The 25,577-nt window shown below is 72.9% G+C and carries 23 protein-coding genes; 7 read left to right on the top strand and 16 right to left on the bottom strand.

The window, feature by feature from the left end; genetic code table 11:
- Nucleotide 1: 1 nt before the first annotated feature.
- Genes ABEA53_RS14105 through ABEA53_RS14095 form a run of 3 tightly spaced genes read right to left on the bottom strand, consistent with a single transcriptional unit; the run spans nucleotide 2 to nucleotide 2,889 of the window.
- Entirely contained in the window at nucleotides 2-595 is a 594-nt protein-coding gene (locus tag ABEA53_RS14105) for an LbetaH domain-containing protein (RefSeq protein ID WP_345481907.1), read from the bottom strand.
- A 36-nt stretch (nucleotides 596-631) separates the two neighbouring features.
- Nucleotides 632-2,134 carry a flavin-containing monooxygenase gene (locus ABEA53_RS14100; RefSeq protein WP_345481906.1) on the bottom strand — a complete coding sequence of 501 codons (1,503 nt, stop codon included), beginning with the start codon at nucleotides 2,132-2,134 and terminating at the stop codon, nucleotides 632-634.
- Nucleotides 2,131-2,889: a hypothetical protein gene (locus tag ABEA53_RS14095; protein WP_345481904.1), complete on the bottom strand. Its 759-nt coding sequence runs from the start codon at nucleotides 2,887-2,889 to the stop codon at nucleotides 2,131-2,133. The genes ABEA53_RS14100 and ABEA53_RS14095 overlap by 4 nt, the downstream gene beginning before the upstream one ends.
- 188 nt (nucleotides 2,890-3,077) lie before the next feature.
- Between ABEA53_RS14095 and ABEA53_RS14090 the strand changes: the two genes are divergently transcribed.
- Nucleotides 3,078-4,091, top strand: a complete 1,014-nt coding sequence (locus ABEA53_RS14090; protein ID WP_345481903.1) for a glycosyltransferase family 4 protein — start codon at nucleotides 3,078-3,080, stop codon at nucleotides 4,089-4,091.
- 10 nt (nucleotides 4,092-4,101) lie between these two features.
- On the opposite strand, the gene ABEA53_RS14085 is transcribed toward ABEA53_RS14090, so the two are convergent.
- A complete protein-coding gene (locus tag ABEA53_RS14085; RefSeq protein WP_345481902.1) occupies nucleotides 4,102-4,584 on the bottom strand; it encodes a YdcF family protein in 483 nt (160 codons plus the stop codon).
- Nucleotides 4,585-5,059: 475 nt separating this feature from the next.
- Between ABEA53_RS14085 and gmd the strand changes: the two genes are divergently transcribed.
- The 3 genes from gmd (at nucleotide 5,060) to ABEA53_RS14070 (ending at nucleotide 8,199) form a co-directional block, all read left to right on the top strand.
- Nucleotides 5,060-6,124 carry a GDP-mannose 4,6-dehydratase gene (gmd, locus tag ABEA53_RS14080; RefSeq protein WP_345481901.1) on the top strand — a complete coding sequence of 355 codons (1,065 nt, stop codon included), beginning with the start codon at nucleotides 5,060-5,062 and terminating at the stop codon, nucleotides 6,122-6,124.
- The gene (locus ABEA53_RS14075) at nucleotides 6,121-7,116 is read left to right on the top strand and encodes a GDP-L-fucose synthase family protein (RefSeq protein WP_345481900.1); all 996 of its coding nucleotides are present in this window, start codon (nucleotides 6,121-6,123) and stop codon (nucleotides 7,114-7,116) included. Before gmd ends, ABEA53_RS14075 begins: the two co-directional genes overlap by 4 nt.
- A gap of 357 nt (nucleotides 7,117-7,473) precedes the next feature.
- A complete protein-coding gene (locus tag ABEA53_RS14070; protein WP_345481899.1) occupies nucleotides 7,474-8,199 on the top strand; it encodes a WecB/TagA/CpsF family glycosyltransferase in 726 nt (241 codons plus the stop codon).
- A gap of 19 nt (nucleotides 8,200-8,218) precedes the next feature.
- Here the strand turns inward: ABEA53_RS14070 and ABEA53_RS14065 are convergent, their stop codons facing one another.
- Genes ABEA53_RS14065 through ABEA53_RS14035 form a run of 7 tightly spaced genes read right to left on the bottom strand, consistent with a single transcriptional unit; the run spans nucleotide 8,219 to nucleotide 17,082 of the window.
- Entirely contained in the window at nucleotides 8,219-9,706 is a 1,488-nt protein-coding gene (locus ABEA53_RS14065; protein ID WP_345481898.1) for an oligosaccharide flippase family protein, read from the bottom strand.
- On the bottom strand, nucleotides 9,703-11,295 hold the full coding sequence (locus ABEA53_RS14060; RefSeq protein WP_345481897.1) for a GMC oxidoreductase: 1,593 nt from the start codon (nucleotides 11,293-11,295) through the stop codon (nucleotides 9,703-9,705). Before ABEA53_RS14060 ends, ABEA53_RS14065 begins: the two co-directional genes overlap by 4 nt.
- Nucleotides 11,292-12,089 (bottom strand): aldo/keto reductase, encoded by a 798-nt coding sequence (locus ABEA53_RS14055; RefSeq protein ID WP_345481896.1) that lies wholly within the window; start codon nucleotides 12,087-12,089, stop codon nucleotides 11,292-11,294. The genes ABEA53_RS14060 and ABEA53_RS14055 overlap by 4 nt, the downstream gene beginning before the upstream one ends.
- Entirely contained in the window at nucleotides 12,086-13,252 is a 1,167-nt protein-coding gene (locus ABEA53_RS14050) for a glycosyltransferase family 4 protein (RefSeq protein ID WP_345481895.1), read from the bottom strand. The genes ABEA53_RS14055 and ABEA53_RS14050 overlap by 4 nt, the downstream gene beginning before the upstream one ends.
- A 28-nt stretch (nucleotides 13,253-13,280) precedes the next feature.
- Nucleotides 13,281-14,363: a glycosyltransferase family protein gene (locus tag ABEA53_RS14045; protein ID WP_345481894.1), complete on the bottom strand. Its 1,083-nt coding sequence runs from the start codon at nucleotides 14,361-14,363 to the stop codon at nucleotides 13,281-13,283.
- Nucleotides 14,360-15,667, bottom strand: a complete 1,308-nt coding sequence (locus tag ABEA53_RS14040) for an O-antigen ligase family protein (protein ID WP_345481893.1) — start codon at nucleotides 15,665-15,667, stop codon at nucleotides 14,360-14,362. The genes ABEA53_RS14045 and ABEA53_RS14040 overlap by 4 nt, the downstream gene beginning before the upstream one ends.
- Nucleotides 15,664-17,082, bottom strand: coding sequence for a tyrosine-protein kinase domain-containing protein (locus tag ABEA53_RS14035; protein ID WP_345481892.1), 1,419 nt, complete (start codon nucleotides 17,080-17,082; stop codon nucleotides 15,664-15,666). Before ABEA53_RS14035 ends, ABEA53_RS14040 begins: the two co-directional genes overlap by 4 nt.
- A 217-nt stretch (nucleotides 17,083-17,299) precedes the next feature.
- Between ABEA53_RS14035 and ABEA53_RS14030 the strand changes: the two genes are divergently transcribed.
- The gene (locus ABEA53_RS14030; RefSeq protein ID WP_345481890.1) at nucleotides 17,300-18,445 is read left to right on the top strand and encodes a glycosyltransferase; all 1,146 of its coding nucleotides are present in this window, start codon (nucleotides 17,300-17,302) and stop codon (nucleotides 18,443-18,445) included.
- Here the strand turns inward: ABEA53_RS14030 and ABEA53_RS14025 are convergent.
- The 5 genes from ABEA53_RS14025 to ABEA53_RS14005 form a co-directional block, all read right to left on the bottom strand.
- Nucleotides 18,442-19,290 carry a glycosyltransferase family 2 protein gene (locus tag ABEA53_RS14025; RefSeq protein ID WP_345481889.1) on the bottom strand — a complete coding sequence of 283 codons (849 nt, stop codon included), beginning with the start codon at nucleotides 19,288-19,290 and terminating at the stop codon, nucleotides 18,442-18,444. The two genes, ABEA53_RS14030 and ABEA53_RS14025, sit on opposite strands and share 4 nt — an antisense overlap.
- Entirely contained in the window at nucleotides 19,287-20,429 is a 1,143-nt protein-coding gene (locus ABEA53_RS14020; protein ID WP_345481888.1) for a glycosyltransferase family 4 protein, read from the bottom strand. Before ABEA53_RS14020 ends, ABEA53_RS14025 begins: the two co-directional genes overlap by 4 nt.
- The gene (locus tag ABEA53_RS14015; protein ID WP_345481887.1) at nucleotides 20,426-21,040 is read right to left on the bottom strand and encodes an acyltransferase; all 615 of its coding nucleotides are present in this window, start codon (nucleotides 21,038-21,040) and stop codon (nucleotides 20,426-20,428) included. Before ABEA53_RS14015 ends, ABEA53_RS14020 begins: the two co-directional genes overlap by 4 nt.
- Nucleotides 21,041-21,060: 20 nt before the next feature.
- The gene (locus ABEA53_RS14010; protein WP_345481886.1) at nucleotides 21,061-23,064 is read right to left on the bottom strand and encodes a hypothetical protein; all 2,004 of its coding nucleotides are present in this window, start codon (nucleotides 23,062-23,064) and stop codon (nucleotides 21,061-21,063) included.
- A gap of 126 nt (nucleotides 23,065-23,190) precedes the next feature.
- Nucleotides 23,191-24,207 (bottom strand): glycoside hydrolase family 6 protein, encoded by a 1,017-nt coding sequence (locus tag ABEA53_RS14005; protein WP_345481885.1) that lies wholly within the window; start codon nucleotides 24,205-24,207, stop codon nucleotides 23,191-23,193.
- A 285-nt stretch (nucleotides 24,208-24,492) separates the two neighbouring features.
- Between ABEA53_RS14005 and ABEA53_RS14000 the strand changes: the two genes are divergently transcribed.
- Entirely contained in the window at nucleotides 24,493-25,233 is a 741-nt protein-coding gene (locus ABEA53_RS14000; RefSeq protein WP_345481883.1) for an SGNH/GDSL hydrolase family protein, read from the top strand.
- 164 nt (nucleotides 25,234-25,397) lie between these two features.
- Entirely contained in the window at nucleotides 25,398-25,541 is a 144-nt protein-coding gene (locus ABEA53_RS13995; RefSeq protein ID WP_345481882.1) for a hypothetical protein, read from the top strand.
- Nucleotides 25,542-25,577 lie beyond the last annotated feature (36 nt).

Genomic DNA, 25,577 nt, shown 5'->3' with positions numbered 1-25,577 from the left:
CTCAGGCCCTCCCTCGTCCTTCCGGGCTCGCGGTGAAGCGCACGCCGACGACGGTGCAGTCCGGCCCCGAGACGACGTCGTTCGCGCCCACCTCGCCCTGCACCACGGTCATGGGACGGGCCACTGCGGACCGGCCGATGCGGCTGCCGCCCAGAACCATGCATCGAGAGGTCAACCACGCCCCGTCCTCGATGCGGATCGGCCGGGTGACCAGCCCCATGTCGCGGCGGACCCGGTGACTGCCCGTCGTGAGGAAGGTCTCCTGACTGATGACGACGTCCGCGCCCACGACGATGCGGTCCTGGTTGTGGAACCAGACCCCCTCGCCGATCCAGGACCGGTCGCCGATCTCGAGCTTCCACGGGAATTTCACCCGCACGCGCGGCCGGACGATGGTGCCCCGGCCGATCCGCGCGCCGAAGGCGCGGAGCACCTGGACTCGGACGCTCGACGAGACCTGCAGCGGGTTGGTCACGAGGAGCGCCTCGGCCAGCATCCACAACGCGATGACCGGTGCGGGACGATCCCACGCCTCACCGGCACCGGGCGCCTTCGAGAGGTCGATGACGGGGACTCGGTGCGCTTCGTCGGCCATGTCAGGAGCGTAGGACGACGCGAGCGATGCCCGCGGTCACGTGCGGTCGAGCGACCGTTCCCCTGACGGACGGACGTCGAGCAGCGCGTCGAGCAGTCCGGCGTAGTCCGCGGGGTCGAGAGGGCGCCACATCTGCCGCAGCCGGACGCGGCGCGGGAGGCGCAGCCCGATCTCGCCGAGCAGCTGGTCGAGCTGCCGGAGGGTCAGGCTCGGCAGCGGAGTGCCGGCGCTCCGTCGCGCTGCGTCCCGATCGAGGTGGATCCTGCTCGCGGCGCTGCGGCGGGTGACCTCGTCGGGCAGGCGGACCCGGCCGACGATCACACCCGCGAGCCAGAGCGCCAGCAGCTCGGACGTCAGTGGGCTGCGGTAGTTCTGCAACCAGCCGATGAACGCGAGCCCCGGGACCGTCGCGGAGAGCACGTTGCGGTGCAGCAGCAGCGAGCCGTCGTCGGCGGTGGCGACGCTGAGCGCGCTCGGATCGAGGAAGGCGAGGTCGCGGTCGTAGCCCGTGGCGGCGATCACGACGTCGTCGCGCAGGACGGTGCCGTCGGACAGACGGACGAGGGGACCCTGCAGATCGGCGCCGAGCTCGGCGACGGTCCGGTCGCGATGGACCCGGATCCGGCCGGTGCGGACCGCCTCGAAGAACCCGTCGGTCACGAGGCTGGTTGACGCGCGGAACTCCACCGACGGGCGCAGACCGAGCGCGCTGAGCCCGAGCCCTCGGTCGACGACGCCGGCGAGCACGCGATCGATGAGCAGCCGAGGCAGGCGTTCCGGGATCCTGCGGAGCAGGATGCGACCGGCGCGGCTGCGGTAGGGCGTGCCCAGGATGCGTTCCCCCGCGCGCGTCAGGACCATGTGGTGGAAGGTGAGCCCGCGATCACCGATCCGCCTCGGGTACTTCCACGTCAGCGTGCGGACCACGACGTCGGTGTGCTCGCTCCGTTCTGCTGCAGCGACGGCGAGATCGCAGGCGGTCTTACCCCACCCGATCACAGCGACCCGCCGCCCGTGGAGCTGCTCGCCGATCCCGACGTCGGCGGGACCGAGCAGTCGACCACCTCCGCGTTCGAAGGCATCCAGGCCGGGCCATGCCGGCACGTGCGCAGCGCAGAAGACGCCGTTCGCGGCGACCAGCCAGTCGTATCGGCCGGTCGTGCGGCCGTCCGCACCGACGGCCTCGACCTGCCAGCCGTCGTCGGGGGAGAGAGAGGCGCGGACCACCTCGGTGGACAGGCGGATGTCGGGGCCGAGATCGTGCTCGAGCGCGTATCCCTCGAGGTAGCGGCGCACTTCTGCGCCGGTGGGATGGTCGGCGACGCCCGGCGGCATCGGGTGGTCGGAGAAGGCGTAGGAGGTCCGGTCGTCCTGCGTGGATATGCCGGGATAGGCCCGTTCGGCGCTCCACACCCCGCCGAGGTCCGCCGTCTTCTCGAACACGGTGACCGCGCAGCCGACGGCTCGGAGCGTCCGGGCGGTCACGAGGCCGGAGACGCCGGCGCCCACGATCGCGACGCGCGGACGCCCGTCGCTCACGGGCGGATCCGGACGCGGTGCAAGCGGTAGCCGAGGCGGCGCTGGAAGTCGCGCAGCCCGTTCGGCAGCCCGATGGGGCTGAGCACGTCCGCGAGGTAGCGGACTCCTTGGGCGTGGAGCTCGCGCACGAGCTCCACGCTCATCCAGTAGCGGGCCAGCCGTGCGTCGTCCGAGGACTCGAGCGTCTTGAAGTGCTGCAGCACGGCCCACTCGCCGGAGATCGCCGGTACCGCGAGGATCAGGGGTCTGCAGTCGACGTCATGGGCGACGAGCCAGGTGCCGACGCCGAGCAGGTAGTCGTTGTCCGGAGCCTGGTTGCGGTAGAGCTCGTCCGGGTGGGATCGCTCGTACCGGTCCGCGAGCGCGAGCACTGCTCTGCGCTCCTCGTGGCCGTCGGTCCGGTGCACGTGGTAGCCGCGGCGGGTGGCTCGGTTGAAGCGGGTGCGGAGGCTGCGCTTGCTCTCGCTGGAGCCTGCCAGGAACTCCTCGACGGTGTCGGGCACCACGAGCACCGCGGTCGTGCCCCGGATCAGGCGACGCGCCAACGGGTTGGTGCGCTCGAGTCCCCGTCGCACGAGGGCGGCATCGCCGTCGGTGCGCAGCTCCGCATCGATGACGCTCAGACGCGCGATGAACCGCAGCGCTCGGATCGCGTCGATCGGGTGCCTCGCGGCGGTCCTCACCGCATCGTGACCGTGTCCGCCGCGCTTCTCGAAGTAGTCGTTCAGCGCCCTCTCCGCGTCTGCGGCGCTCATGAGGGAGGTCATGGTGCTCCTAGGCCGTCGCGCTCCGCGGGGCCGGGTGTCGGGAAGAGGTGCTCGAGTGGCCGGAGGAATCTAACCGGTGGTCGTCGCTTCCCAGAAGACCCACAAGTGGTGCCGGACGAGCCCCGGCGCGCCCTTCGGCCTCCGGCACCGCTTCCGCCTCTGGTTACACTCCGGCCGTGTCTGCGAAGCGCCTGCTCGTGCTCTCCTACGCGTACGCACCCGGCCTCGGCGGCATCGAGCGGGTGAGCGGGCTCCTCGTGGAGGGGTTCCGGGAGCGGGGTTGGGACGTCCGGGTCGTCACGAGCACGGCGGCTCAGCGAGCCGATCCGACCATCCTGCGGAGGCCATCGCCGTGGCGGCTCATCCGCGCCCTCCGAGGTGCCGATGCGGTCGTCCAGTCGAACGTCAGTCTCGGCCTCGCCTGGCCGCTCGCCCTCCGGCTCGTCCGGCGACCATGGATCGTCGTGAACCACACCCCCATCGCCGACCCGGCCACCCGACGGCGAAGGCGCCGCGATCTGCTCAAGGTCGGGAGCCTGCCCAAGCGCAGCACCTACGCGGTCTCCGAGTTCCTGCGCGCCCTCGACACCCCGGCTGCGCGCGTGATGCCCAACCCGTACGACCACCACGTCTTCCGGACGGACGGGCGCACGGGCGATCGTCCGCTCCTCTTCGTGGGGCGGCTGACGCCTGCGAAGGGCGTCGACGTGCTCATCGACGCCCTGTCACGGCTCGCGAGCGAGGGCCGTCCTCTGCCGCTCACCGTCGTCGGCGACGGGGAGCAGCGGACGGAGCTCGAGGATCGGGTCCGGAGCGCCGGTCTGGACGTCGCCTTCCTCGGAGCGCTGCCGCCGGAGCAGGTCGCGGATGCGATGCGCCGCCACCGGGTCCTCGTGGTCCCGTCGCGGCCGACTCCTCCCGAGGCGTTCGGTCTGGTCGCGATCGAAGCGATCGCTTGCGGATGCCGGGTCGTCGGCACGGCGGAGGGAGGACTTCCAGAGGCGATCGGTCCATGCGGGCGGACCGTCCCCGTCGATGACGTCGCCGCGCTCGCGACGGCGATCAGTGTCACGCTCGACGACGGGCCGGACCCGGAGGGGCGACGCGACGCGCACCTGCGGCCGTACCGGCTGCCTGCGGTGCTCGATGCGTACGAGGCCGCGCTGGAAGCAGCCGGGCTCGGCCGCTGACCGCTGGCGCTCAGCAACCAGGCAGTGACCAGGCTTTGATCGTCGACCCCGTCTGGTAGACGGCTTGGTAGAGCCAGCCGTCGGCGGGGGCCTCGCCCGAGGCCACCACGGCGAGCCGGCCGGTGAAGCAGCGCCGCATCAGCATGCGGGCCCTGCTGACGTGCGCGGTCTGAGTGACGACGACCGCGCTCGTCCAGTGCTCGCGTGTGGCGTAGCGGGCGAGCAGCCGTGCCTCACCGCGGGTGGTGCTCGGTTCCGGCGCGGCGCACGTCACCTTCGAGGTGGAGCAGAGCTCGTCGACGAGCTCCGGGTTCTGCGTCCGCGCGTACTCGGGGACGGAGACGAGTGCGGCGTCGACCCGGCCGTCGGCCAGCAGCCGGCGCACGAGCTCGGAGCGTGCCGCGATCGGCGGTCCGAGCTCGAAGATCACATCGGCGTGCGCAGGGAGGTCGTCGACGGGTGGAAGGACGAAGTAGTGCAGACTCGCTGCCACCCAGAGCACCGGTGTCGCCGCTGCGACGATCCCGATCGTGCGGAGCCGGGATCGGTGCGTTCTGCGTCTCGAGGGCTGGGGCATCGACACCGGTCCGGACCTCGCTCCGCGCCGTCGTCCGGTCGGGCACGGCGCTGTCCGCGGCCGAGGGGGGTGCGGACGAGTTCCGGAGCCTATCGGCGGGGGGACTCCAGCGATCGCGCAGCTCGCCGTGCCGTCGCTGCCTGCGCACGACTCCCCGCGGCTCCCGAGAGGCGGGACATCAGCCGCGCATGCGGTCCGGGTCGACCGGACGTGCGGCGTGGCTCATGACCCCGTCGATCTCCGTGGTGGAGCCCGCATGGCGGCTTCCGCGGCGGCCGTTGTCCCTCGGATGAGGGACATGCGCGACCGTGCATCCGGTGGCAGAGTGAAGGGTCCGAGTGCCGCCCGCGCTCGGATGCACCCATCCCCGATCACCCCTGCGGAGTACCCCTTGCCGTTCCAGAAAGTCGCCTTCATCACCGGTATCACCGGTCAGGACGGCTCGTACCTCGCAGAGCTCCTGCTCTCGAAGGGCTACGAGGTCCACGGTCTGATCCGTCGCGCGTCCACCTTCAACACGGCGCGGATCGACCACCTCTACATGGACCCGCACAACCCGGATGCCCGGCTGTTCCTGCACTACGGCGACCTGTCCGACGGTGCGCGTCTGGTCACCCTGCTGAGCGAGATCAAGCCGCAGGAGGTCTACAACCTCGGCGCGCAGTCGCACGTGCGGGTGTCGTTCGACGAGCCGGAGCACACGGGCGATACCACCGGTGTCGGCGCGATGCGGCTGCTGGAGGCCGTGCGGCTCGCCGGCCTGCACTGCCGGTTCTACCAGGCGTCGTCCTCCGAGATGTTCGGCGCGACGCCGCCACCCCAGGACGAGAACACCCCGTTCTACCCGCGCAGCCCCTACGGCGCCGCGAAGCTCTACGCCTACTGGGTCACCAAGAACTACCGCGAGGGCTACGGGATGTACGCGGTGAACGGCATCCTCTTCAACCACGAGTCCCCGCGCCGCGGCGAGACGTTCGTCACCCGCAAGATCACCCGCGCCGTCGCGCGGATCAAGGCCGGTAAGCAGCACGAGCTGTTCATGGGCAACCTCGACGCGGTGCGCGACTGGGGCTACGCGGCGGAGTACGTCGAGGGCATGTGGCGGATGCTGCAGGCCGACCAGCCCGACGACTACGTGCTCGCCACGAACGTCGGCTACACGGTCAAGGACTTCCTCGAAGCGTCGTTCTCGCACGTCGGGCTGAACTGGCAGGACCACGTGCGGTTCGATGAGCGCTACCTCCGCCCCACCGAGGTCGACGCGCTGATCGGCGACGCCACCAAGGCCCGGACGGAGCTGGGCTGGACGCCCACGATCGACGGCGTGCAGCTGGCGAAGCTGATGGTCGAGGCCGACGTCGAGGCGCTGTCCCACGAGGGCAGCCCCTGGATCGACAGCGTGCAGCTCGGCTCCTGGGCGAACCGCAAGAACGCGGCGCTGCAGGTCCAGCAGTGACCGACGCCGCCACCGATCTCAAGGGCGGCACGCCCTTCACTCCGCAGGCCCTCGACCGCGAGGCGCGCGTCTACGTCGCCGGTCATCGCGGCCTCGTCGGCTCGGCGATCGTGCGCAAGCTCGAGGCGGAGGGGTTCACCGACGTCGTCGGGCGCACCTCGGCGGAGCTGGACCTGAAGGACCGTGATGCGGTCTTCGCGTCCTTCCGCGAGGTGCAGCCGAAGGTCGTGGTCCTGGCTGCGGCGAAGGTCGGCGGGATCCTCGCGAACTCCACCTACCCGGTCGACTTCCTCTCCGACAACCTGCGCATCCAGACGAACGTGATGGACGCGGCGCTCGAGCAGCGCGTCGAGCGGCTCCTGTTCCTCGGATCCTCGTGCATCTACCCGAAGTTCGCGCCGCAGCCCATCCAGGAGGACACCCTCCTGACCGGGCACCTGGAGGAGACGAACGACGCCTATGCGATCGCCAAGATCGCGGGCATCCTCGGCGTGCAGGCGGTGCGCCGCCAGTACGGGCTGCCCTGGATCAGCGCGATGCCGACCAACCTGTACGGGCCGAACGACAACTTCTCGCCGAAGGGCAGCCACGTGCTGCCGGCGCTGATCCGTCGGTACGACGAGGCCGCGGCGGCCGGTGCGTCCTCGGTGACGAACTGGGGGACCGGCACTCCTCGACGCGAGTTCCTGCACGTGGACGACATGGCGGACGCCTGCCTCCACCTGCTCGAGCACTACGACGGCCCGGCCCAGGTGAACGTCGGCACCGGTTCGGACGTGACCATCCGCGAGATCGCGGAGACGATCGCCGAGGTCGTGGGCTTCCACGGCGGGACCGAGTGGGACACCACCAAGCCGGACGGCACCCCGCAGAAGCTGCTCGACGTCACGAAGCTCGCGGCAGCGGGCTGGACGTCGCGGATCGGGCTGCGCGAGGGCCTCGAGTCGACGGTCGCCTGGTACCGGCAGCACGCCGGCGCCCTCCGGGGCTGATCCCGCGCGAGCATTTGCGCATCGCGCCTGGGAGGGCGCTCCGAGGTCGCTTTCGATTCGGCAACGAGTCGGCAGAAGACCGCCCGCGGTTCCGAACAGAAGCGGAACACTCAGCAACGGCGCGGAGCACGGACAGGGCTGCACAGCCCTCGTCCGGTCTCCGCGACGACGACGTCAAGAAGCGAGATGGTGATGGATCAGGCGGACCGAGCGCCCCTGCCCCCGCAGGGCAGCAGCGCGGGCCGGCACGGGCCCGCGGGGACGAGGGACGGACGTGCGCGACCGAGTCGCGCTGCGCCCGCGACCCACGTCGGTGGCCTGGCGTCGCGCTGGCAGGACCGGCGCCAGATCGGCGGCGTGCCCTTCGTCGTCTCCAGTCCTCGACGAGCGGCGCGCGACCTCGCGGAGGCCGCCCGCGAGAGCGACCGCGGGGAGCACGTCCACCTGCTGAACGCGTACTCGATCGCGCTCGCCGACCGGCAGCCGGACCTCGCGGCCGAGGCGTTCGTCGGCGACGGCTGGAACCTGCCCGACGGGCGCCCGGTGTCGTGGGTCTCCCGGATCCGAGGTGATCGGCCCGCGCTGCGGCAGATCCGCGGTCCGCAGTTCATGCTCGACGTCTGCGAGCAGGGCGTCGCGGTCGGCGTGCGGCACTACCTGCTCGGAGCGACTCCGTCGGTGCTGGAGGCGCTGCGCCGCTCGCTGGAGCAGCGCTACCCCGGCATCGAGATCGTCGGCGTCGACTCGCCGCCGTTCCGCACGCCGTCCGACGCGGAGCTGGTCGAGCGGGACGCCCGCATCAGTGCGAGCGGCGCCGACATCGTCTGGGTCGGACTCGGGACGCCGAAGCAGGATCGCGAGGTGGCGCGGCTCGCCGCGTCGCTGCCCGTGACCGCGGTCGCAGTCGGCGCCGCCTTCGACTACGCGGCCGGGACGCTCAAGGAGGCGCCCGTCTGGATGAGCAAGGTCGGGCTGGAGTGGGCGTTCCGCTTCGCCGTCGAGCCGCGTCGCCTGTGGCGCCGCTACGTGTTCGGGAACGCCCGGTTCCTGCGCGCAGCGGTGCAGCACTGGTCGGCCGCCTGAGATCGCGCCGACCTGCGGATCAGTCTGCGGCTCTACGCGATCGGGAGCCCGGGACCAGGCCGTAGTCGCCCATCAGCGCGACGACGGGAAGACGCAGGATCCGCCGGCGCAGCAGGACTGCGATGCCGAGCACCACGACCAGCATGATCGCCGTGCTGAGCAGCGTCGTCCCGACCCACTGCAGGATCAGCGCGAGCACGGCGTACCCGCCGACGCAGACGGCTGCGGCGGCCAGCGAGCTCGCGAGGAGCCGACGGCCGTCGAGGTAGCCCTTGCGGCTGCAGAGCACCCCCTGCCACACCTGGCGCACGATGCTGGTGACCAGGATCGCGGACACCGCTACGACGAGCGAGTGCGTGATCACGATCGCTGCGGCGAGCACGCCCTGCAGCACGAGCAGCGCGATCTGCGTGCTCCACACCCAGCGGAACCGCCCGATCGCCTCGATCGCGGCCGCGAGGATCGTCCCGACCGCCTGCACCGCCCCCGCGAACATCAGGATCGGCACCAGCACCCGCGCGGCCGACCACTGCGGTCCGAGCAGCACGGTCACGAGCGCCGGCACCGTGAGGGCGCCGAGCGCCGCCACGACCATGAGGCCCCAGCCCGTGATGACGAGCAGGTCCGTCCAGACGCGGCGCGCCCGCTCCGTCCCCTCCCGGTCGTGCCGGAACTCGGGGTAGATGGTCTGGATCAGCGCGGTCTGCACCTGCTGGAAGGGGATGATCGAGATGACCTCCGCGCGGTTCCAGTACCCGATCGCGGACGGTCCCAGCGCGCCCGTCGCGACGATGCGCGTCACGTTGCCGACGCCGTAGGAGAGCACGCTCGCGACCGTCAGCTTCGCGCTGAACGAGAGCTCGGCCATCGCCCCGCCGAGGCGGCCGAGGCCGAGGTGGCGTCGCGACGTCCAGGCGCAGAAGATCGTCGTCAGCAGCTGCGCGACGATCGGCGAGACGAGCAGGCTGATGTCGGTCCTGCTGATGAGCACCGCGCCGACGCCGGCGGCCATGCCGAGCAGGGTGCCGAGCAGCTGCTGTCCGGCCAGCAGGCGGAAGTGGCCGAGGCGGCGGACCAGACCGGTGACGAGGCCGTAGAACGGTGCGGTGAAGGCGCTGATCGCCATGACCGCGACCGCCGGGGTCGCCTCCGGCGTGGACCAGAGGCCGGCCCACAGCGGCGCGGCGAGGCCGAGCACGGCAGCCGAGACGAGGCCGAGCAGCAGCGCCAGCGTGCAGAGGGCGTGCACGGTGGAGGGCAGCACCTCCTGCAGGCGACCGATCGTCTGGCCGAGGCCACCGGTCGCGATGAGGGTGACGAGCGCGGTGATCGCGAGCGTGATCGCGTAGATGCCGAACTGCTCGGGTCCCACCAGCCGGCTGGTGACGGCCGCGTAGCCGAACTGCGCGACGACACCGATGAGCTGGCTGCCGTAGGTCCACGCCGCTCCGCTGGCGAGGCGGCGTGCCGACACGGGCGCGTCGGACGGCGACCGGTCGCCGCTCATGCGGACCCCAGGCGGTCGGCGAGCCGGCAGGCCAGCGCGACGATCGACAGGGTCGGGTTCGCGTGCCCGCTGGTCGGGAACACCGACGCTCCCGCGACGAAGAGGTTCTGCACCCCGTGGACCCGGCAGTCGGCGTCCACCACGCTGGTCGCGGGATCCGCGCCCATCCGCGTCGTGCCGATGTGGTGCGCGTTCGAGTTGAACCCGCCGAACATGTCGCGCGCGAGGGACCGGGTCGCAGTCGCGGGGTCCTGGTCCGGTCGGTAGCCGAGGCCGCCGAGGAAGCGCTCCATCGCCTGGTGGAACACCTCCACGGATTCGAAGTCGGCGCGGTGGAAGTCGATCTCCGGCACGAGCAGGGGCACGCCGTAGCGGTCCACCCGGTCGGACAGCGCGACCCGGCTGTCCCGGTGCGGGAGGTGCTCGGCCTGCACCGTCAGGTGGTGCGTCCTCGCCTCCCGCGGCGGCAGCAGCATTGGCAGGCGGTTCCGGCGCCCGCGCTGGAGGGACTGGGCCACGACGTGCGGCCAGAACGACGGCGGCGCGGCGGCGATGACCCGACCGTAGACGGCCAGCTGGCGGCGCTGCCGCCACAGCTCCTGCGGCGACCGGAGATGCCGTCGCACGAGTTTGACGGCTGCGATCGTCGCCGACAGCGGGTCGAGGTGCACGGACATGCGCTGCACCGGCGGCCGCGCGATGAAGCCGATGACGTTGCCGACCCGGGCGGCCCGCTGGGCCGCCGCGGTCAGCTGCCAGCGGTGGCGGGCGTAGGTCCGGCCGATGCGGAAGAAGCCGGTGGCGCGGGGGAGCGGCTTCCCCGAGTACGCGACGTACGTCGCGAAGACGTGGCTCATGTAGTACCGACCGAGCGCGGGCAGGCGCTGCGCCAGGGCGGAGGTGAGGAGCAGGCGCGCGTTCTCGAGGGCGCCCGCGGCCAGCACGAACCGCTCGCCGCGCAGCAGGACCTCGCCGCGCTCGGTGACGGCGCGCAGCGCCACGAGCCGCTGGTCGGCGTCGAGCACCAGACCGGTCACGTGGTGGTCGGTGAGCACGGTCAGGCGGGGCTCGGTGCTCTGCAGGTGCGCGAGAAGCCGGGACACGTCCGTCGGCGGGCTCCACAGCTCGATGGGGGCGCCGTCGATCTCCTCGCCCGTCGCGAAGATCGGGTCCGGGGAGGAGCGGCGGAACGGGGTGTCGGGGATCTCCAGCAGCCGCGCGGCCTCCGGGAGCCAGCGGGCGAACTCCGCGTACGGGATCGGCCACCCGCTGTCGGGGATCCAGTCGCGCTGCTCGAAGTCCACCGGGTCGAGCGGGATGCAGCGCCCGCCCCAGGCCGTGCTCGTGCCGCCGAGCACGCGGCGGCGGTTCTCGTGCAGAGGCTCGTGGCCCCAGACGCCGCGCGCCTCATCGCCCGCGTTGAGCTCGCGGTCGGTGTCGCGCTCCCGAGCCGCACCGCCGTCGACCAGCACCACCGAGCGGCCGCGCTTGAGCAGCCCCTCCGCGACCGCGATGCCGGCCGGACCGGTGCCGAGCACGACCACCGCGTCGGTCGGGGTGCCGGCGTCCGGCGTCGTCGGATCGGTCATGCGCGCACCGCCTCGGCGTCGGCGACCAGGTGGTCGGGATCCCGCGTGCCGACCACGGCGACCGCGGGCGGGTGGGGACTCCGCGCGAGGCCGCGCAGCGCGGCCACCGGGTTGCGGTCCAGCGCGGTCACGCGGTTGACGACGACCTCCGTGCCGCGTTCCAGGAACCGGTCGCGCACCTCGGGAGCGATGCCGGTCCACGCCTCCGCGGGCAGCTCCACCAGGCCCACGCCCTCCAGCCGGGATACGAGGTCGACGGTGTCGACGTCGTCGATGGAGACGCCGACGAGCGCGAACCCGCCCTGCGTCTGCAGGCGGCGCAGCGTCCCGAGGGCCTCGCCCCCCTCCAGGACCTCCTGGGACGGGTTGTGGAGGCAGCAGGCGTGCACCTGCAGGGGCGAGAGCCGACGCTGCGAACCGGCCCACGCGGCGGTCAGCGACCTCGCGTCGAACGCCTGGTGCTCCTCGCCGCGTTGGACGAGTTTCTTCGCGGGCTGGTTCAGCACGCGCAGCGGACCGGGGAGGTCCGGGGTGCGGTAGCCGATCTTCGTGATCACGCGGAACGGCGTCGCGGAGGCGCGCAGTGCGGGGGAGCGCCGCACCGCCGCCGAGATGGCGCGTTCGGCGGATCCGGCGCCGTAGGTGTCCGCGGTGTCGATGTACCGGACGCCGGCACGGTCGGCGGTCTCGAGCAGGCGGACGACGGCGGCGAGCGGGGCTCGCCGGCCGAGCGATCGCAGGGTGGACGTGCCGACGCCGATCTCCACGCGCGGCTCCTCGCTTCCGGTCGTCATGCCTCGTCCTTCGTCCTGGTTCGCGGAGCGCCGGCCAGCTCCTGGAGGAGTTCGAGATGCGCGGCCGAGGAGCGCTCCACGGTGTACTCGGCGGCGACGTCCCTGCCGGATCGGGACATCCGGGCGTGCCGGGCCGGATCCGACAGCAGCTGGTCGACCGCCCGTGCCACGGCGTCGACGTCGCCCACGTCGATGGCGAGGCCCGCGGGGCGCACCACATCAGGAGCGGCTCCCGAGTCGGCGCCGACGATCACGGGCAGGCCCGCGGCCATCGCCTCGACCAGCACGATGCCGAACGACTCCTCGCGGCTGGTGTGCAGGAAGAGCGCGGCCCCGCCGAGGAAGGCCGGCACGGCGTCCGGTTCGAGGGGGCCGAGGAACCGCACCCCGGACGTGAGGTCGTGCTCGCGGGCCCACGCCTCCGCGACGCCGCCCGGCTCGAAGTCCGGGCCAGCCAGGGTGAGCACGGCCTCCGGGTGCGCGCGGCGGACGGCGGGCCACGCGCGCAGCGCGGTCCCCACGTTCTTGCGGTCCGTGAACCCGACGTTGAGCATCGCGACCACGGGCTGCTCCGACGGGCGGACCGGGGTGAAGGCGGACAGCTCGACGCCGTTCGGGATCACGGCGCACGGCTGCCGGTACCAGCGCCGCACGCGGTCGGCGATGTACGAGGACGGCGCCACGAGCGCCCCGCGGCGCAGCAGGCAGGCGATCTGCATGACCCAGCGGAAGTACCAGTACGGATGCCGGTTCAAGCGCGCGATCGCGGGGGCCCAGTCGTGCACGCTCACCAGCGCGGCCGCTGACGCCGCACGGGCGGCGAGCCCGAACTCGTACGTCCAGTGGGCGTGGATCACGTCCGGCGCGGCGGCGTCCAGCTCCGCCGTGATGGCGTGCCGCTCCTCCCGGAAGAAGTCGAACGCGCGGCCGCGGCCGCGGGCGCGGGACGGCAGCACCACGACGTCGAGGTCGCCGGACGAACGGCGCACGGGGGCTGCGACGTCGAAGCCCGTGGTGATCGCTGTCACGCGGTGCCCCGCACGCAGGTAGTCGAGCACCAGCTGCGCCGTGCCCGGGAAGGGGAAGCCCTCCGAGGGCACGGGGGCGCCGAGCTCCGGCTCGAGCATCGAGAGCGTCATCGGACCCGTCAGCGCGATGTGCACGGCGGCTCCGATCGGTGGGAGGAGCGGGTCATCCGGCGGTGAGGGGCGGTGTCGTGAGGTCCCACGCCGCGGAGGCGGCTGCGGGGTCGATGCCGGTGCCGACCGAGTTCAGCATCGTCACCAGCTGGTCGTCCTGCCGGAAGTGGCGCCAGGCGAACTCCTTGGCCGCCTCCTCGGCCTCGAGGCGCTGATCGACGCTCGTCGTCTCGAGGAACCGGCCGATCCGCTCCACCAGGTCCTGAGGCGTCGAGCCGGTCACGAGGAACCGCGCGGTCTCCGGCGGGAAGACCGCCGAGTACCCGGGGTGGAGGGTCGTGGCGTGCAGGGAGCCCGATGCGAGCGCGATCGGCAGGCGGTCGCTGAAGTAGCAGGCCTCGTCGGCGAAGTGGTCCCAGTTCGCGCTGAGCCACGCGCCGCGGACGACCTCGGACTGCTGCGAGTAGGGGATGGGGCCGCGAGCGGCGGGACCGCTCCAGCCGTTCCCGTAGAGCCCGAGCGCGGTCCCGTGTCGCTGCTGCAGCAGGTCCACGAAACGCCGGCGGTCGGCCGCGGAGGGCAGGGGGCGGAAGCGCGCCCGACTGCGGTTGCCCACCACGACGACGTCGAGCTCGCGTTCCGCGCGCTTCGGCGCGGTGTCGATCCTCGCCGGGTCGAAGACGTGCGGCATCCACTCGACCCGGCGCGCGCCGGCTCGCCGGAAGTTGTCGCTGAACACGCCCGCGCCGCAGGTGTGCACCACGTCCGCGCGCCGCCCGACGGCGCGGGCCGACGCGGGGAGGGGGTGCAGCCAGCGCGTGTACGGGTCCGCCTCCTGGTAGAGCAGCCGGGCCCCGTGCCGCAGGATCCGGTCGACGTCGCCGCCGGTCAGGCCGGTGAATCCGGTGTGCTGCATGAACACGAGGTCGGGGCGGAAGCGCTCCGCGACCGCGAGCAGGTCGGCGCGGTGCGCGGCGGCATCGCCTCCCGCCCGCATCCGCTGCTCGAGGCTGAACACCTCGACCTCGTCGAGGGCACCAGTCGCCAGCAGGTCGGCGAACGCGCGCCGGTACCCGGACTGCAGTGCGGTGCCGATCTCGTTGGGCACCCACAGCACGCGGCGCGGCGGCGTCACGACAGCACCTCCACGGCCTTCGGAGGGGCAGCGGACGTCTCCGGGTCTGGACGCGGCTCGGTGCGCGGCGCGGCGCCGGAGCTCGCGACCCCGAACACCGCGACGAGCAGCAGCAGGGTGGCGGTGCTGCCCTGCGGATTGAGCGGCGTCTCGGACAGCAGGCGCGCGCCGAACGCGACCACCAGGGCGACGGACAGCCCTGCGGTCGTGCCCGCAGCGCGGGAGGCGACCCGGACGAGCCCGAGCAGCACCGCGACGAGGCACACCAAGCCGATGAGTCCTGTGCCGCCGAGCGTCTGGACGATCTGGTTGTGCGCCTGTCCTGCGGCGTCGAACACGCCCAGGTACTGGGCCCGGTACTGCGCGTCGAGCAGGTTCGGGCCGTAGCCGGTGAACGGCGACAGGAAGAAGCCGGCGAGGGCCGCCTGCCAGATCGTCGTGCGGCCCGTGAACGTCCAGAACTCGGGCGGGAAGAAGTCGTTCACGAGCTGCCGGTCGGTGAGAGCGAAGACGATCGCGCACAGTCCGACCGTGATCGCGACGATCCGGGTCGTGCGGCCGAGCCGGCCGGCGATGACGAGCAGGCCGATCGCGAGGGCGACCCAGCTGGTCGTGGACTGCGCGACGAGCATCGCGGCGAGCTCGGGGACCAGCCAGCGCAGGCGGCCGCCGCGCAGCTCGAGGATCACGGCGAAGCAGGCGAGGATCGCGAGGGTGTTCGGGTGGCCGGTGATGCCCTGGATCCGCTCGATGCCGAACAGCTCGCGGCAGCACTCCTGGTCGTAGGCGATCCCCGGAAGCAGCGGCACGGAGACGAGGCTGAGGACCACGATCGCGCGGAGCGCGCGGCGGAGGACCACCACGAGCCATCGCCACTCGTACCCGCCGTGCAGCAGGAACGGCAGCACCAGCACGGGCGTGATGAAGTACTCCTCGGGCGGTGTCGCCGGCTGGTAGCCGACGACGCTCGAGAGCAGCAGCGCGCCGTAGAACGCGAGGACGGCGACGACCAGCAGGACCAGGCCGGGACCGCGCCGCGGGTTCCGCAGCGCCGAGAGCAGCGCGACGATGCCGAGCGTCCAGGCGGCGATGGTGTTGCCGCGGGCCAGCAGCAGGCTGAACCCGCCCGGCGTCCCGCCCGGGTAGGTGAGCTGGATGACGGCGTTGATCGGCCCGCTCAGGTAGACGATGCCCGAGAGCGCCCAGTGGCCGCCGGTCTCGCGGCACCGCCTGACCCACACGGGCGCTGCGATGAGCGCCCAGACCACGAACGCGACGCCTGCGCCCGCGGCGAGCAGGATCACGACCGGGACCGGGCCTGCGGGCGGTCCCGCCTGGTGTCGGCCTGCTCCTGCGCCACCTGCGCCTCGGGGCGCTGGGCGCGCTCGTAGCTGTAGGCGGAGGAGTCGCGGCCGGCGACCATGGTGAGCACGAGTCCGAGCACGTGGCCGTCGACCTGCTGCAGGTTCGCGGCGGCGCGGCGCAGCTCGGCCTTCCGAGTGCGACGCGACGCGGCGAGCAGCAGGGCGCCGCCGGTGCGGCGGGTGAGGATCGCGGCGTCCGAGACCGGGATCAGGGGAGGCGTGTCGATCAGCACCATGTCGAAACGTCGCTCGAGCTGCTCGATGAGGTCGCGCATCGCCTCCGACTGCAGCAGCTCGCTCGGGTTCGGGGGGATGCGACCCGCGGGCAGCACGATCGGCCCCTGCGGGCCGCCCCAGCGCTGCAGCGCGTCGTCCAGGCGGACCGTGCCGAGGAGGACGTCGGTCAGGCCGACCCGGTCCTCGAGACCGAAGTAGCGGCCGACCTGCGGGCGGCGGAGGTCCGCATCGACGACGACGACGCTGCGGCCCGTCTCGGCCGTGACGGCCGCGAGGTTGACGACAGAGAGGGTCTTCCCCTCCTGCGGCACGGACGACGTGACGACGATCGAGCGGGGGCTGTCGTCGAAGTCGAGGAACTCGAGGTTCGTCCGAAGGGTGCGGTAGGCCTCCGCGCCGCGGCTGTCGTCGCCGCCCACCGCGATGATCGGGCGGGACGCCGCGCGCGGGTCGTCGAGGATCTCGCCGAGCACCGGAGCGCCCACGAGGGCGCCCGCCTCGTCCCGGTCGCGGATGCGGGTGTCGAGGCGCTCGCGCAGCACGGCGATGCCGAGCCCGACGACCAGGCCGAGGATCGCCGCGATGCCGAGGTTCAGGGGCACGTTCGGGCTGGAGGGCCCGGAGGGCGCCGTGGCGGGGTCGATGCGCGTGAGCGCGACCGCGGAGGAGGACGACCGCGCCTCGGGGGTCAGGCGGTCGACGGCGTCGGAGAGCTCGGCGGTGACGGCGTTCGCGATCTCCGCGGCCTCGCTCGGCGAGGACGCCGTCGCGGTGACCTCGAGCAGGGTCGTGTCGACCGGAGCCGATGCGGAGACCTGCTGCTTCAGCGCGCCGACGCCGCCCTGCACGTTCAGACGGTCCGCGACCCGGTCGAGCACGTAGGCGCTCGTGGCCACCCCGGCGTAGCTCTTCACGGCCTGCTGCACGAAGTCCGCGCCCTGCGACAGGTCGTTGACCGACGAGTTCGTCGCGACGGAGACGTAGGCCGTCGACGACGCGGAGTACGAGGGCTTCTGGACGATCGTGTAGGCCGCCCCGACGATGATGAACAGCGCGAGCACGCTCACGATCACCGCCCAGCTCCGTCGAACGGTGCGGAGGAACTCGTGCAGGTCCAAAAGGTGTTCCTCCGTGATCGCGGGGCGTTCGGGCGCCTCGAACCGGGCTCGTCCGCTGGGCGGCGGAACGGCATGGGCGTCCGCGAATACAGCTTCCGGAGCGCGTCGGCGGGTCGTCCGGCCGTATCGAATGCGCAACGGGGCCCCGCCAGTCCGGGGGGTGCATGCCCCGGACGGGATGCGTGAACGTGTCTCCGGACGGCAGGATACGAGGCGCATGCCTGCCCTCGCCCTGGTCTCGTTCACCATCCACCCCACCGCCGGAAGCGAGGCGGGCGTCGGATGGGCCTTCCTCACGGCCGCTCTCGAGCTGCAGCCGAGCGCGACCGTGCACCTCGTGTTCGACGCGCGCGACGAGCAGGCCGTCCGCCTCGGGCTCGAGCGGCTGCCCGGCGCCGAGCGGGTGGTCGTCCACGCGGTGCCCGTGCCCGCTCCTGTGCTGCGGCGCTACGGCGACCGCCGGACGAGGCAGAGCTACCTCGCCTGGTTGCCGGGCGCCCGCCGTCGTCTCCGCGCCATCGGCCGAGCCGAGCGCCTGACGGTCGCGCACCAGGTGACCTTCGCGTCGGGAGTGCTGCCTCCGGCGATGAGTCGGGGCGTCGCCGACCGCATCGTCTGGGGCCCGCTCTCCGTCCCGGCATCCGCGTCCGGCGGCGCGGGACGTGTGGCCCTGCTCGGACGGACCGCGGTGGGCATCGCCTCCGCGGTCGCGGCGCGGAACCTCCGGGTCGCGGACCTCCTGGTCGTGAACAACGACCACACCCTCGCCTTCGCGGAGGAGCACGGGCGCGCGGTCGCCGTCGAGCCGAACATCGTGGTCGAGCGGCAGCCGGGGTCGGCAGACCGGGACGAGCGGCTGCTCGTCCTCGCCGGCCACCTGGTGGAGCGGAAGCGGCCCTGGCTCGCCATCAGCGCCCTGCGGGACCCGCGCCTCGCCGAGCACCGCCTTGCCGTGCTCGGCGACGGACCGCTGCGTCCGATGCTCGAGCGGCTCGCGGTCACGGAGGGCGTCGCGGACCGCGTCCGCTTCCACGGTGCCGTCGACCGCAGCACCGCGCTCGAGGTGATGTCCGGCGCTCGGCTGCTGGTCCACCCGTCGTCCCGCGAGGGCTCGCCGTGGGTGGTCGGCGAAGCGGCCGCGTGCGGCCTCGCCGCCGTCGTGATGCCCGGCAGCGGTGCGGAGGCGACCGTGCGGCTGTGCGACAACGGCGGCGTCGTCGCACCGGAGGGCCCCGACGAGGCCGCGGCGCTCGCCGCAGGCGTCGTCGAAGCGCTGGAGCACCCGATCCCGGGCGCGTCCGACCGGTTCAGCGCCGGCCGGCTGCCGGGCCTGCTCGCCGCCTGGTACGCGCCCGACCGCTAGGCGGTCGGGCTGCGCCGCGCGGCGTTCCGCAGCGCGCGCAGCCACCAGGTCGCGTAGCTCGACGCGAAGAACACCGGCCACGTCCGCGGACGGACCTCGCGCAGCACGCGGCGCATGGAGGCGGGGTGGCCGCCGCCCTTGACCGAGCGGAAGCGGGCCCACTCCTCGCGGAGCGGCCTGCGGACCTCCGGCGGGTGGGACGGGCAGGTGCCGATCGGAGCGGGCGCCAGCAGCGGCACGACGCCGGCGCGGTTCGCTCGGAGGCCGTAGTCGATGTCGGCGAGTCCGTGCGAGTAGGAGCCCTGGATGCCGCCGATGCGCCGCGCCGCCTCGACGGGTACGAGCACGCAGTTGCCGTTCAGCGTCGCGATCGGCTGCGCGGTGCCGTTCGGCTGCAGGTGGCGGAAGCGGAGGGGGTGCACGCCCGAGCGGACGTACCCGCCGTAGTTGATGAGCCCGGTCTCCGGGTCGGTCGTCGCACCGACCACGAGCCGGTCGGTGCGATCGCCGAGCACGTCGACGAGCATCCGCAGCGCGCCCGGAGCGAGCGCGACGTCGTCGTTGAGCCACAGCACGTGGTCCCCGTCGGACGCCTTCGCCAGGGCTCGCGCCTCCGCGGTCGCCATGCTCCGCGCCCAGAAGGCGTCGCCGGTGCCCTGCAGCACCTCCAGTCGCCCTTCCGGCACGATCGCCCTCGCGGCGTCGGCGGTGCCGTCCGTGGAGCCGTCGTCGAACAGGACGACGTCGATCTCGACGCCCGCTTCCGCGCCTGCTTCGAGCAGGGATCGCAGCGCGCGCTCGGTGAGCTCCCGCCGGTTGTAGCAGGCGAGCAGTGCGGTGATCACGAAGCCTCCGTCGCGGCCTGCGCGGCCCGTTCGATGCCGTGGACGTAGCCGTCGGCGGCGGCCTGCCACGAGTACCGCTGCACGCGCTGCACGGCGCCCTCGGACAGCCGCTGCCAGGTGGTCGCGTCGTCGAGCAGACCCGCGACGGCGCCGACCCAGCGGTCCTCGTCGAGCGGTACCACGAGGCCCTCCCGGCCGTCGCGGATCAGGTCGCCGGCGGCACCGGCGTGGGGCGACACGACCGTCGGTGTGCCGGACGCCGCGGCCTCGTTGGCGACGAGGCCCCACGGGTCCCAGAGCGTCGGGAAGAGGAACAGCTTCGCCGAGGCGTACAGGGCCGGCAGACCGGCCTGCTGCACGAAGCCGCGGAACTCGACGTCGAGCTGCGGGTGCCGTCCGGCCTCGTCGCGCATCGCCTGCTCGAGGTCGCCGGAGCCGACGACGAGCAGCCGCACCCGCCGGCCGAGCCGGGCCGCGACGCCGGCCGCGACCCGGATTGCGAACAACGGGTTCTTGACCTCCGTCAGCCGACCGGAGAACAGCAGGTCGTAGGGGCGGGACTCGAGGTCGCCGCCCTGGAACGCGGCGTTGTCGACCGCGAGCGGCGACCAGAACACCTCGTCCTTCGACGCGCCGAACGTCTCGAACAGCTGCAGCGATGAGTCGCTGGGCCCGACGTAGGCGTCCGTCCAGCGGTCCGCGAGGCGCCTGACGAGCCGGTGCACGACGGTCAGCGCCCGCTCCGACTCGACCGTGCCGTCGATCTGGCACACGACCCGCGCACCGGTGCGCTTGGCGTACAGGAGCACGAGCAGGTCGGTGACGTTGTAGCCGTTCGTGACCACGACGTGCGGCCGGATGCGGGCGAGCGCCCGACCGACGCCCCAGTTGACGTGCACGTACTTGTTCTCGCCGAGGTCCAGCACCCGCTCCTTGAGGAACACGGAGCGGGCGGTGCCCACCGGGACGTCCCACTTGCGGTTCGGCTCGCGCCGGCTCGAGTAGACGACGGTCAGCGCGACACCCGGGTGCCGGGCGATCAGGTCGAACACGGGCACGCGGTACGGCGTCGGCATCTTGTGCACGAGCGCGACGCGGAGGGACTGCGGGCGGGTGCGCGCGGCGGGGGAGGAGGTCATGGGGCAGGGGCCTCTGCGGGTCGGGTCGGGCGGAGGACTCGGGCCGGGTTCCCGGCCACCACGGAGCCGGGCGGCACGGACCGGGTGACGACGCTACCGGCGCCGACCACGCTGCCGGCGCCGATCGTGACGCCCTTCAGCACGATCGAGCGGGCGCCGACGAAGACGTCGTCCTCGATCACGACCGCGTCGCGCGGTCGCGGCTCCGGGACCGGAGCCCGGTGGCGGGGGATCGAGTCGATCGGGTGGAAGTCCGTGTCGGTGACGATCACGTCGGCGCCGAACAGGACGCGGGCGCCGATCCGCACGGAGTGCGCGGCACAGATCACACCACCTGACAGGCCGCTCTCCTCGCCGATGACCAGCTCGGCGCCCGGCAGCAGCGTGCGGAGGATGGTGGGCCGGGAGACGCCGAGCGCGGTCCAGCGGCTCGATGAGACCAGGGTCACGCCCCGCTCGAGCACGATCCGCGAGTCGGGCGCCCGGGACACGAGCGGCACCCCGAGCAGGACGGGCGCGGGGCCCACCTCCACGCCCGCACGGCGGAGGCGGAGGCGCGCGCGCGGCGCTTCGAGCAGCCGGTTGACGACGACGTCCCGGGTACGGATCACTGGTGCACTTCCTCGACGTCTCAGATGCCGACGGCTTCGGACCGCGCGGTCTCGATCCACAGCCGCTCGCGCGGGTTCCAGCCGAAGGTGACGGCGGTCCGGGAGCTCCCGGCCACCGTACGGGGCGCGGTGCCGCCGGCGAAGCGGCAGTCGGAGGGCCACCGCACGGTCCGTGCGCCGCCCGGCGCGACGAGCTCGACCGTGAGGCGCTGGCTCGAGGTCGAGGGCGGGTTCGTGATGCGGATCGCGACGTCGCCGCCCGAGAGCGTACTGGTGCAGTGGTTGCACGCCGCGGCGTCGACGGTCACGACGCCGTTCACCGGATCGGCCTGCGCGAACGCCTCCAGCAGTGCGCCGTCGGCGGCGATGCCCGACCGCGCGTCAGTGCCCGGCCCCACCGCGAGCAGCGGGGCGCGCGTGCCGGAGCCGCGGGAGGGGATGAGCCGCAGCGCGCTCACCTCGGGGCTCGGCGCGGTGATCCTCGCGGGCCACACGGTCGAGCCGTCGGGCTCGAGCACCTTGGCGCCGCCGGCGGGGCCCTGCGTGAGCGCCACCTCGTCGGGCCGTCGCACGCCCATCAGGCGGGGGGTGGAGGTGCTGGCCTCGCCCGACATCCGGAACACCGAGTTCAGGAAGGTGCCGCCGATGGTGAGCCCGTCGACCACCACGGGCTCGGGGGAGGTGCGGGCGGAGGCGTACTCGATGAAGGTCGCGCGCCCGTCCGGCTGCTGCTGGCCGCCGGCGACCACGTAGGCGTCGCGGACGACGAGCCCCTGGGTCGGCACGCCGAACGGGCCGTCGCCGTGCATCCACATCAGGCGTGGCGTGAGCCGCCCGTTGCCGCCCGAGTTCGTCTCGAACCACGTGCCGCCGTCGATCACGAAGGTGCCCGAGTAGAAGGCGCCGGGTGCGTCCACCGGCAAGCCGTAGCGCGTCGTCCCGCTGGTCGGGCCCACGATCGTGACGGCCGAGACGGACGGGTCCTCGAAGGACGAGGCGCCGCCGATGTGCCACTGCGGGGCGCCCTCGAACACGGCGCCCTCGCGGCACTGCGACGCGTCGGTCTTCGAGATCTCGAGCTGCTGGCTGCCGGGCCCGAGGTAGTACCCGGTGTCGCAGAGGTAGAAGTACGAGTCGCGGATGGTCGTGAAGTCGGAGCCGTACGCCCCGCAGAACCCCGCCTCCAGTCCGGTGAAGGTGCAGCCGCTGATGCGGACCCCGCCGCTGCCGTTGTCCTGGATCGCCCGCCCGGTGCGGTGCCCCTCGGAGGAGCCGTTCCGGTAGGCGGGGTTGATGAAGTGCAGGTCCTCGAACGTCCAGTCCGTGGCGGTGCCGCCGTAGAGGTCCGTCCCGGCCTGGAACGCGGCGAGCTGCAGCCACGGCCCGGTCGCAGCGGACACGAGCAGCGACGAGAACCGCCCCTCGCCGGTGACCGACACCCCTGCCTGCGTGAAGGGCTGCAGGGTCGTGAACAGGAACGCGCCCCGCGGCACGTGCACCTGCACGGTCGTCACCTGCTGCCGCCGTTCGGGCGCCACGGCCGCCGCGGCGGCCTGCGCGGCGGCGAACGCGGCGTTCAGGGCCTTCGTGTTGTCGGTGCCGACGGCGCCGTTCGTGTTCGGACCGCCGTCCGATCGCGAGGCGGCGGAGGCGGGCGCCTGCAGCACGGCCCGGGTCCGGGAGCTGACGGTCGCGATCACGCCCGTACCGACGCCGTCGGCCGCGGTGCGCCAGACCACGGTCTTCCCGCGGTCCTTCTCCGTGGAGGTGAAGGGCCCGGTGGCGGAGTCGACCACGGGCGACCCGGCCTGCACGACGAGGTCCCCGAGCAGGACGCCGTCCCCCATCGCTCCGTAGGCGGGATCGGTGACGTCGAGGACCGTCCTGGTCACGGCCCCTCCCGTCACGGTCGCGCCTGCGTAGGGATCGGCCTCGGAGGAGGGGACCAGCGTGCTCACCTTGGCCGCGCCGGCCAGTGCCAGCGCGGTGCCGAGCACGAATCGGCGGGTCGCGGTCACCGGCACGGCGCACCGTCCTTCCCCGGCGCAGCAGCGCTGATCTGGTCGTGGTCCACGGGGCCATCCTCGCCGGAGCCCGTGAACGGCTCCGACCGGCCCTGCGTACCGCGGCCGTGCGCGGCGGTCAGGGCGTCACTTCAGTCGGGCGTTCCGCACGAGCATCAGCGCGTACTGCTGGTACCAGTGCCCGGGCTCGGGGCCGCCGTTGCAGGCGCCGTCCGAGCCGCCCGGGTTCTTGATCCAGAGATACGCGTCGAGGTGCTTGACGCCGGTGCGCGGGGTCGGCGCATGCCCCAGCCCTCTGTTCATCGGGTTGCACCACTGCGAGTTCGTCGGCGCCTTCCCGTTGCGGGAGGTGTCGATCACGAAGTTCCGGTGGACCTTGGCGGTGATCGCGGTGCCGTACTTCAGCAGCTCCGCGTTCGGACGGAAGTTCGAGACGTTCAGGCTGAACCCGGACGCGCGGGAGATGCCGGACGCCTTGAGGCGGTTGACCGCGGTCTTCACGCTGAGCCAGTTGCTGTGGCCGATGTCGATGTACGCCCACGAGCCCTGTGCCCGCACCTGGTTCACGGCGTACTTCACGAGGGCGTAGCGCTCCCGCTGCTGGGCGGCCGGCAGGCAGGAGGCCATCGCGACGGCGTCGGGCTCGACGACCACGATCGCGCGCTGCTTCCCGAGCCCTCGGACGAAACCCCGCACCCAGGCGCGATAGCTGGTCGCGGTGGTGACGGCGAAGTGGTCGTCGCGGTCGCACGTGCGGTTCGGCAGGTTGAACATGACGAGCTGCGCGAGCCCGCCCTGGGACGCGGCGCTCGCCATGAGGCGGGACACGAGATCCTGCGCCTCGGCGGGGCTCTGGCCACCGATCCAGTTGGCGGAGGGGCGCTTCGCGATCTGCTGCACCGCGGACCGGACGGCGGGGCTCATCGTCGTGCCCGCGGCCTGCAGCTGCTGGATCGCGGTGTTGTGCTGGTCGAGGGCGAGCGGGCGCCCGAAGCGCCCGTAGGGGCGCGGGTCGTGCCAGGTGTAGCCGGCTGCGGTACCCGGCGCGGCGCTCGCGACGCCGCTCCACACCGGAGCGGCGGCGAGAGTCAGGGCCACGGTCAACCCGGCCAGGAGGCGGGTCGAGAGTCGGGTGCGCGGCACGGCGGCACGGTAGGACGGGCGAGGGCCTCCCGCCGGCGTCCACGCCGTCCGCTTCGCCGATGCACCCCGGTGCGACTCAGCCATGCGTACTCCTTCGATGGTGCGCGTGGGGTCGTCACGCGCGGAACGGGGGGAGTGCACTGCTGCCGTCGGGTGCGGCGTTCCGAGTATCGGTCGCCGGAGCGGTCGGAGGCAACGGAGAGCACGCCCCCAGATCGGGTCGAGGGTGTGGAAGCGGTGGCGCGGCAGCGAGGCGGAGCGGTCGTCGCCCTTATGCTCACTCGAATGGCCGGGGGAGGAGTGCGCAGCAGCGGGCGACGTGTCGCCCGCGTCCTGCTCGTGGCGCTCGTCGTCATCATCGCCGTGGCGGCAGCCGCCGGTGCGGTCGTGAAGACCCGGGAGGACGCCCGTTCCGCGCAGCGCTCAGCCGCGCAGTACACCCCGCCGGCGCTCACCGATCCGACGCCCGCGGCCCGACCGATCGTCGCCGTGGTCGGTGACGACAGCACCAGCGCCGCCGCACCGGGCGTGACCCAGGCGCAGCGCTGGACCTCGCGGGTCGCCTCCACGCAGGACGTCGACGTGCAGACCTTCGCCTCGGCCGGCGCCAGCTTCCTGGTGAAGGGTGCGGACGGGCGCACGCTCGCAGCCCAGGCGGCACGGGTGCCGACGAACGCAGCGGTGGTCATCGTCTTCGGCGGCGCCCGGGACGCGACCGCTTCCTCGCTGCGCGTCTCCCGTGCCGCGAGCCAGACGCTGTCGGCGGTGCAGGCCCGTGCGCCGCGGGCCGTGATCGTCCTCGTCGGGCCGGTACTGAGCGGCGGGACCGACGCGCTCACCGTCGCCGGCCTGCGGACGAACCTGCAGAACGTCGCCGGCGCGTTCCAGGTCCGCTTCGTCGACCCGGTGCAGCAGGCGTGGCTGAACAGCACGCCCTCCTCGGGTACGCGGCTGAACGCCGCCGACCAGCAGGTGCTGGCCGCCCGCTTCGGCACGGTCGTCGCGCAGGCGCTGCCCGCCGACTGATCGCCGCCCGCCCCCGAGGCGCTCGATCCCGCGTCGTCCCCGACCGAGGTGGAACCCGTTCGGGGGACGGGACCGTCCCGCCCCGTGGGTGTTTACTTGTCGGATCACGACGAGGTGATGTCGCCCTGCAACGACGCAAGGCGTTCGATCCGAAGGACCCGCCCATGGCCCTCACCCTGCACCTGCCCCTCCGGACGACGGATGCGCGCTCCGTCAGACTCAGGATCCGTCAGCAACGACAGGTCGACCGGCAGCTGCGCCGGTCGCTGCGCGCGTTCCTCGCGGGACGGAGCGCCGACATGTCGTGACCGGACGCATCCGTGTCGGCCGACACGGAGGCGTCC

Origin of the sequence: Amnibacterium soli (genome assembly GCF_039544415.1) — a bacterium.
GTDB classification, from domain to species: Bacteria; Actinomycetota; Actinomycetes; order Actinomycetales; family Microbacteriaceae; genus Amnibacterium; species Amnibacterium soli.
Note: the sequence above shows the minus strand (reverse complement) of the source record. Positions and strands in the feature narration are given on the sequence as shown.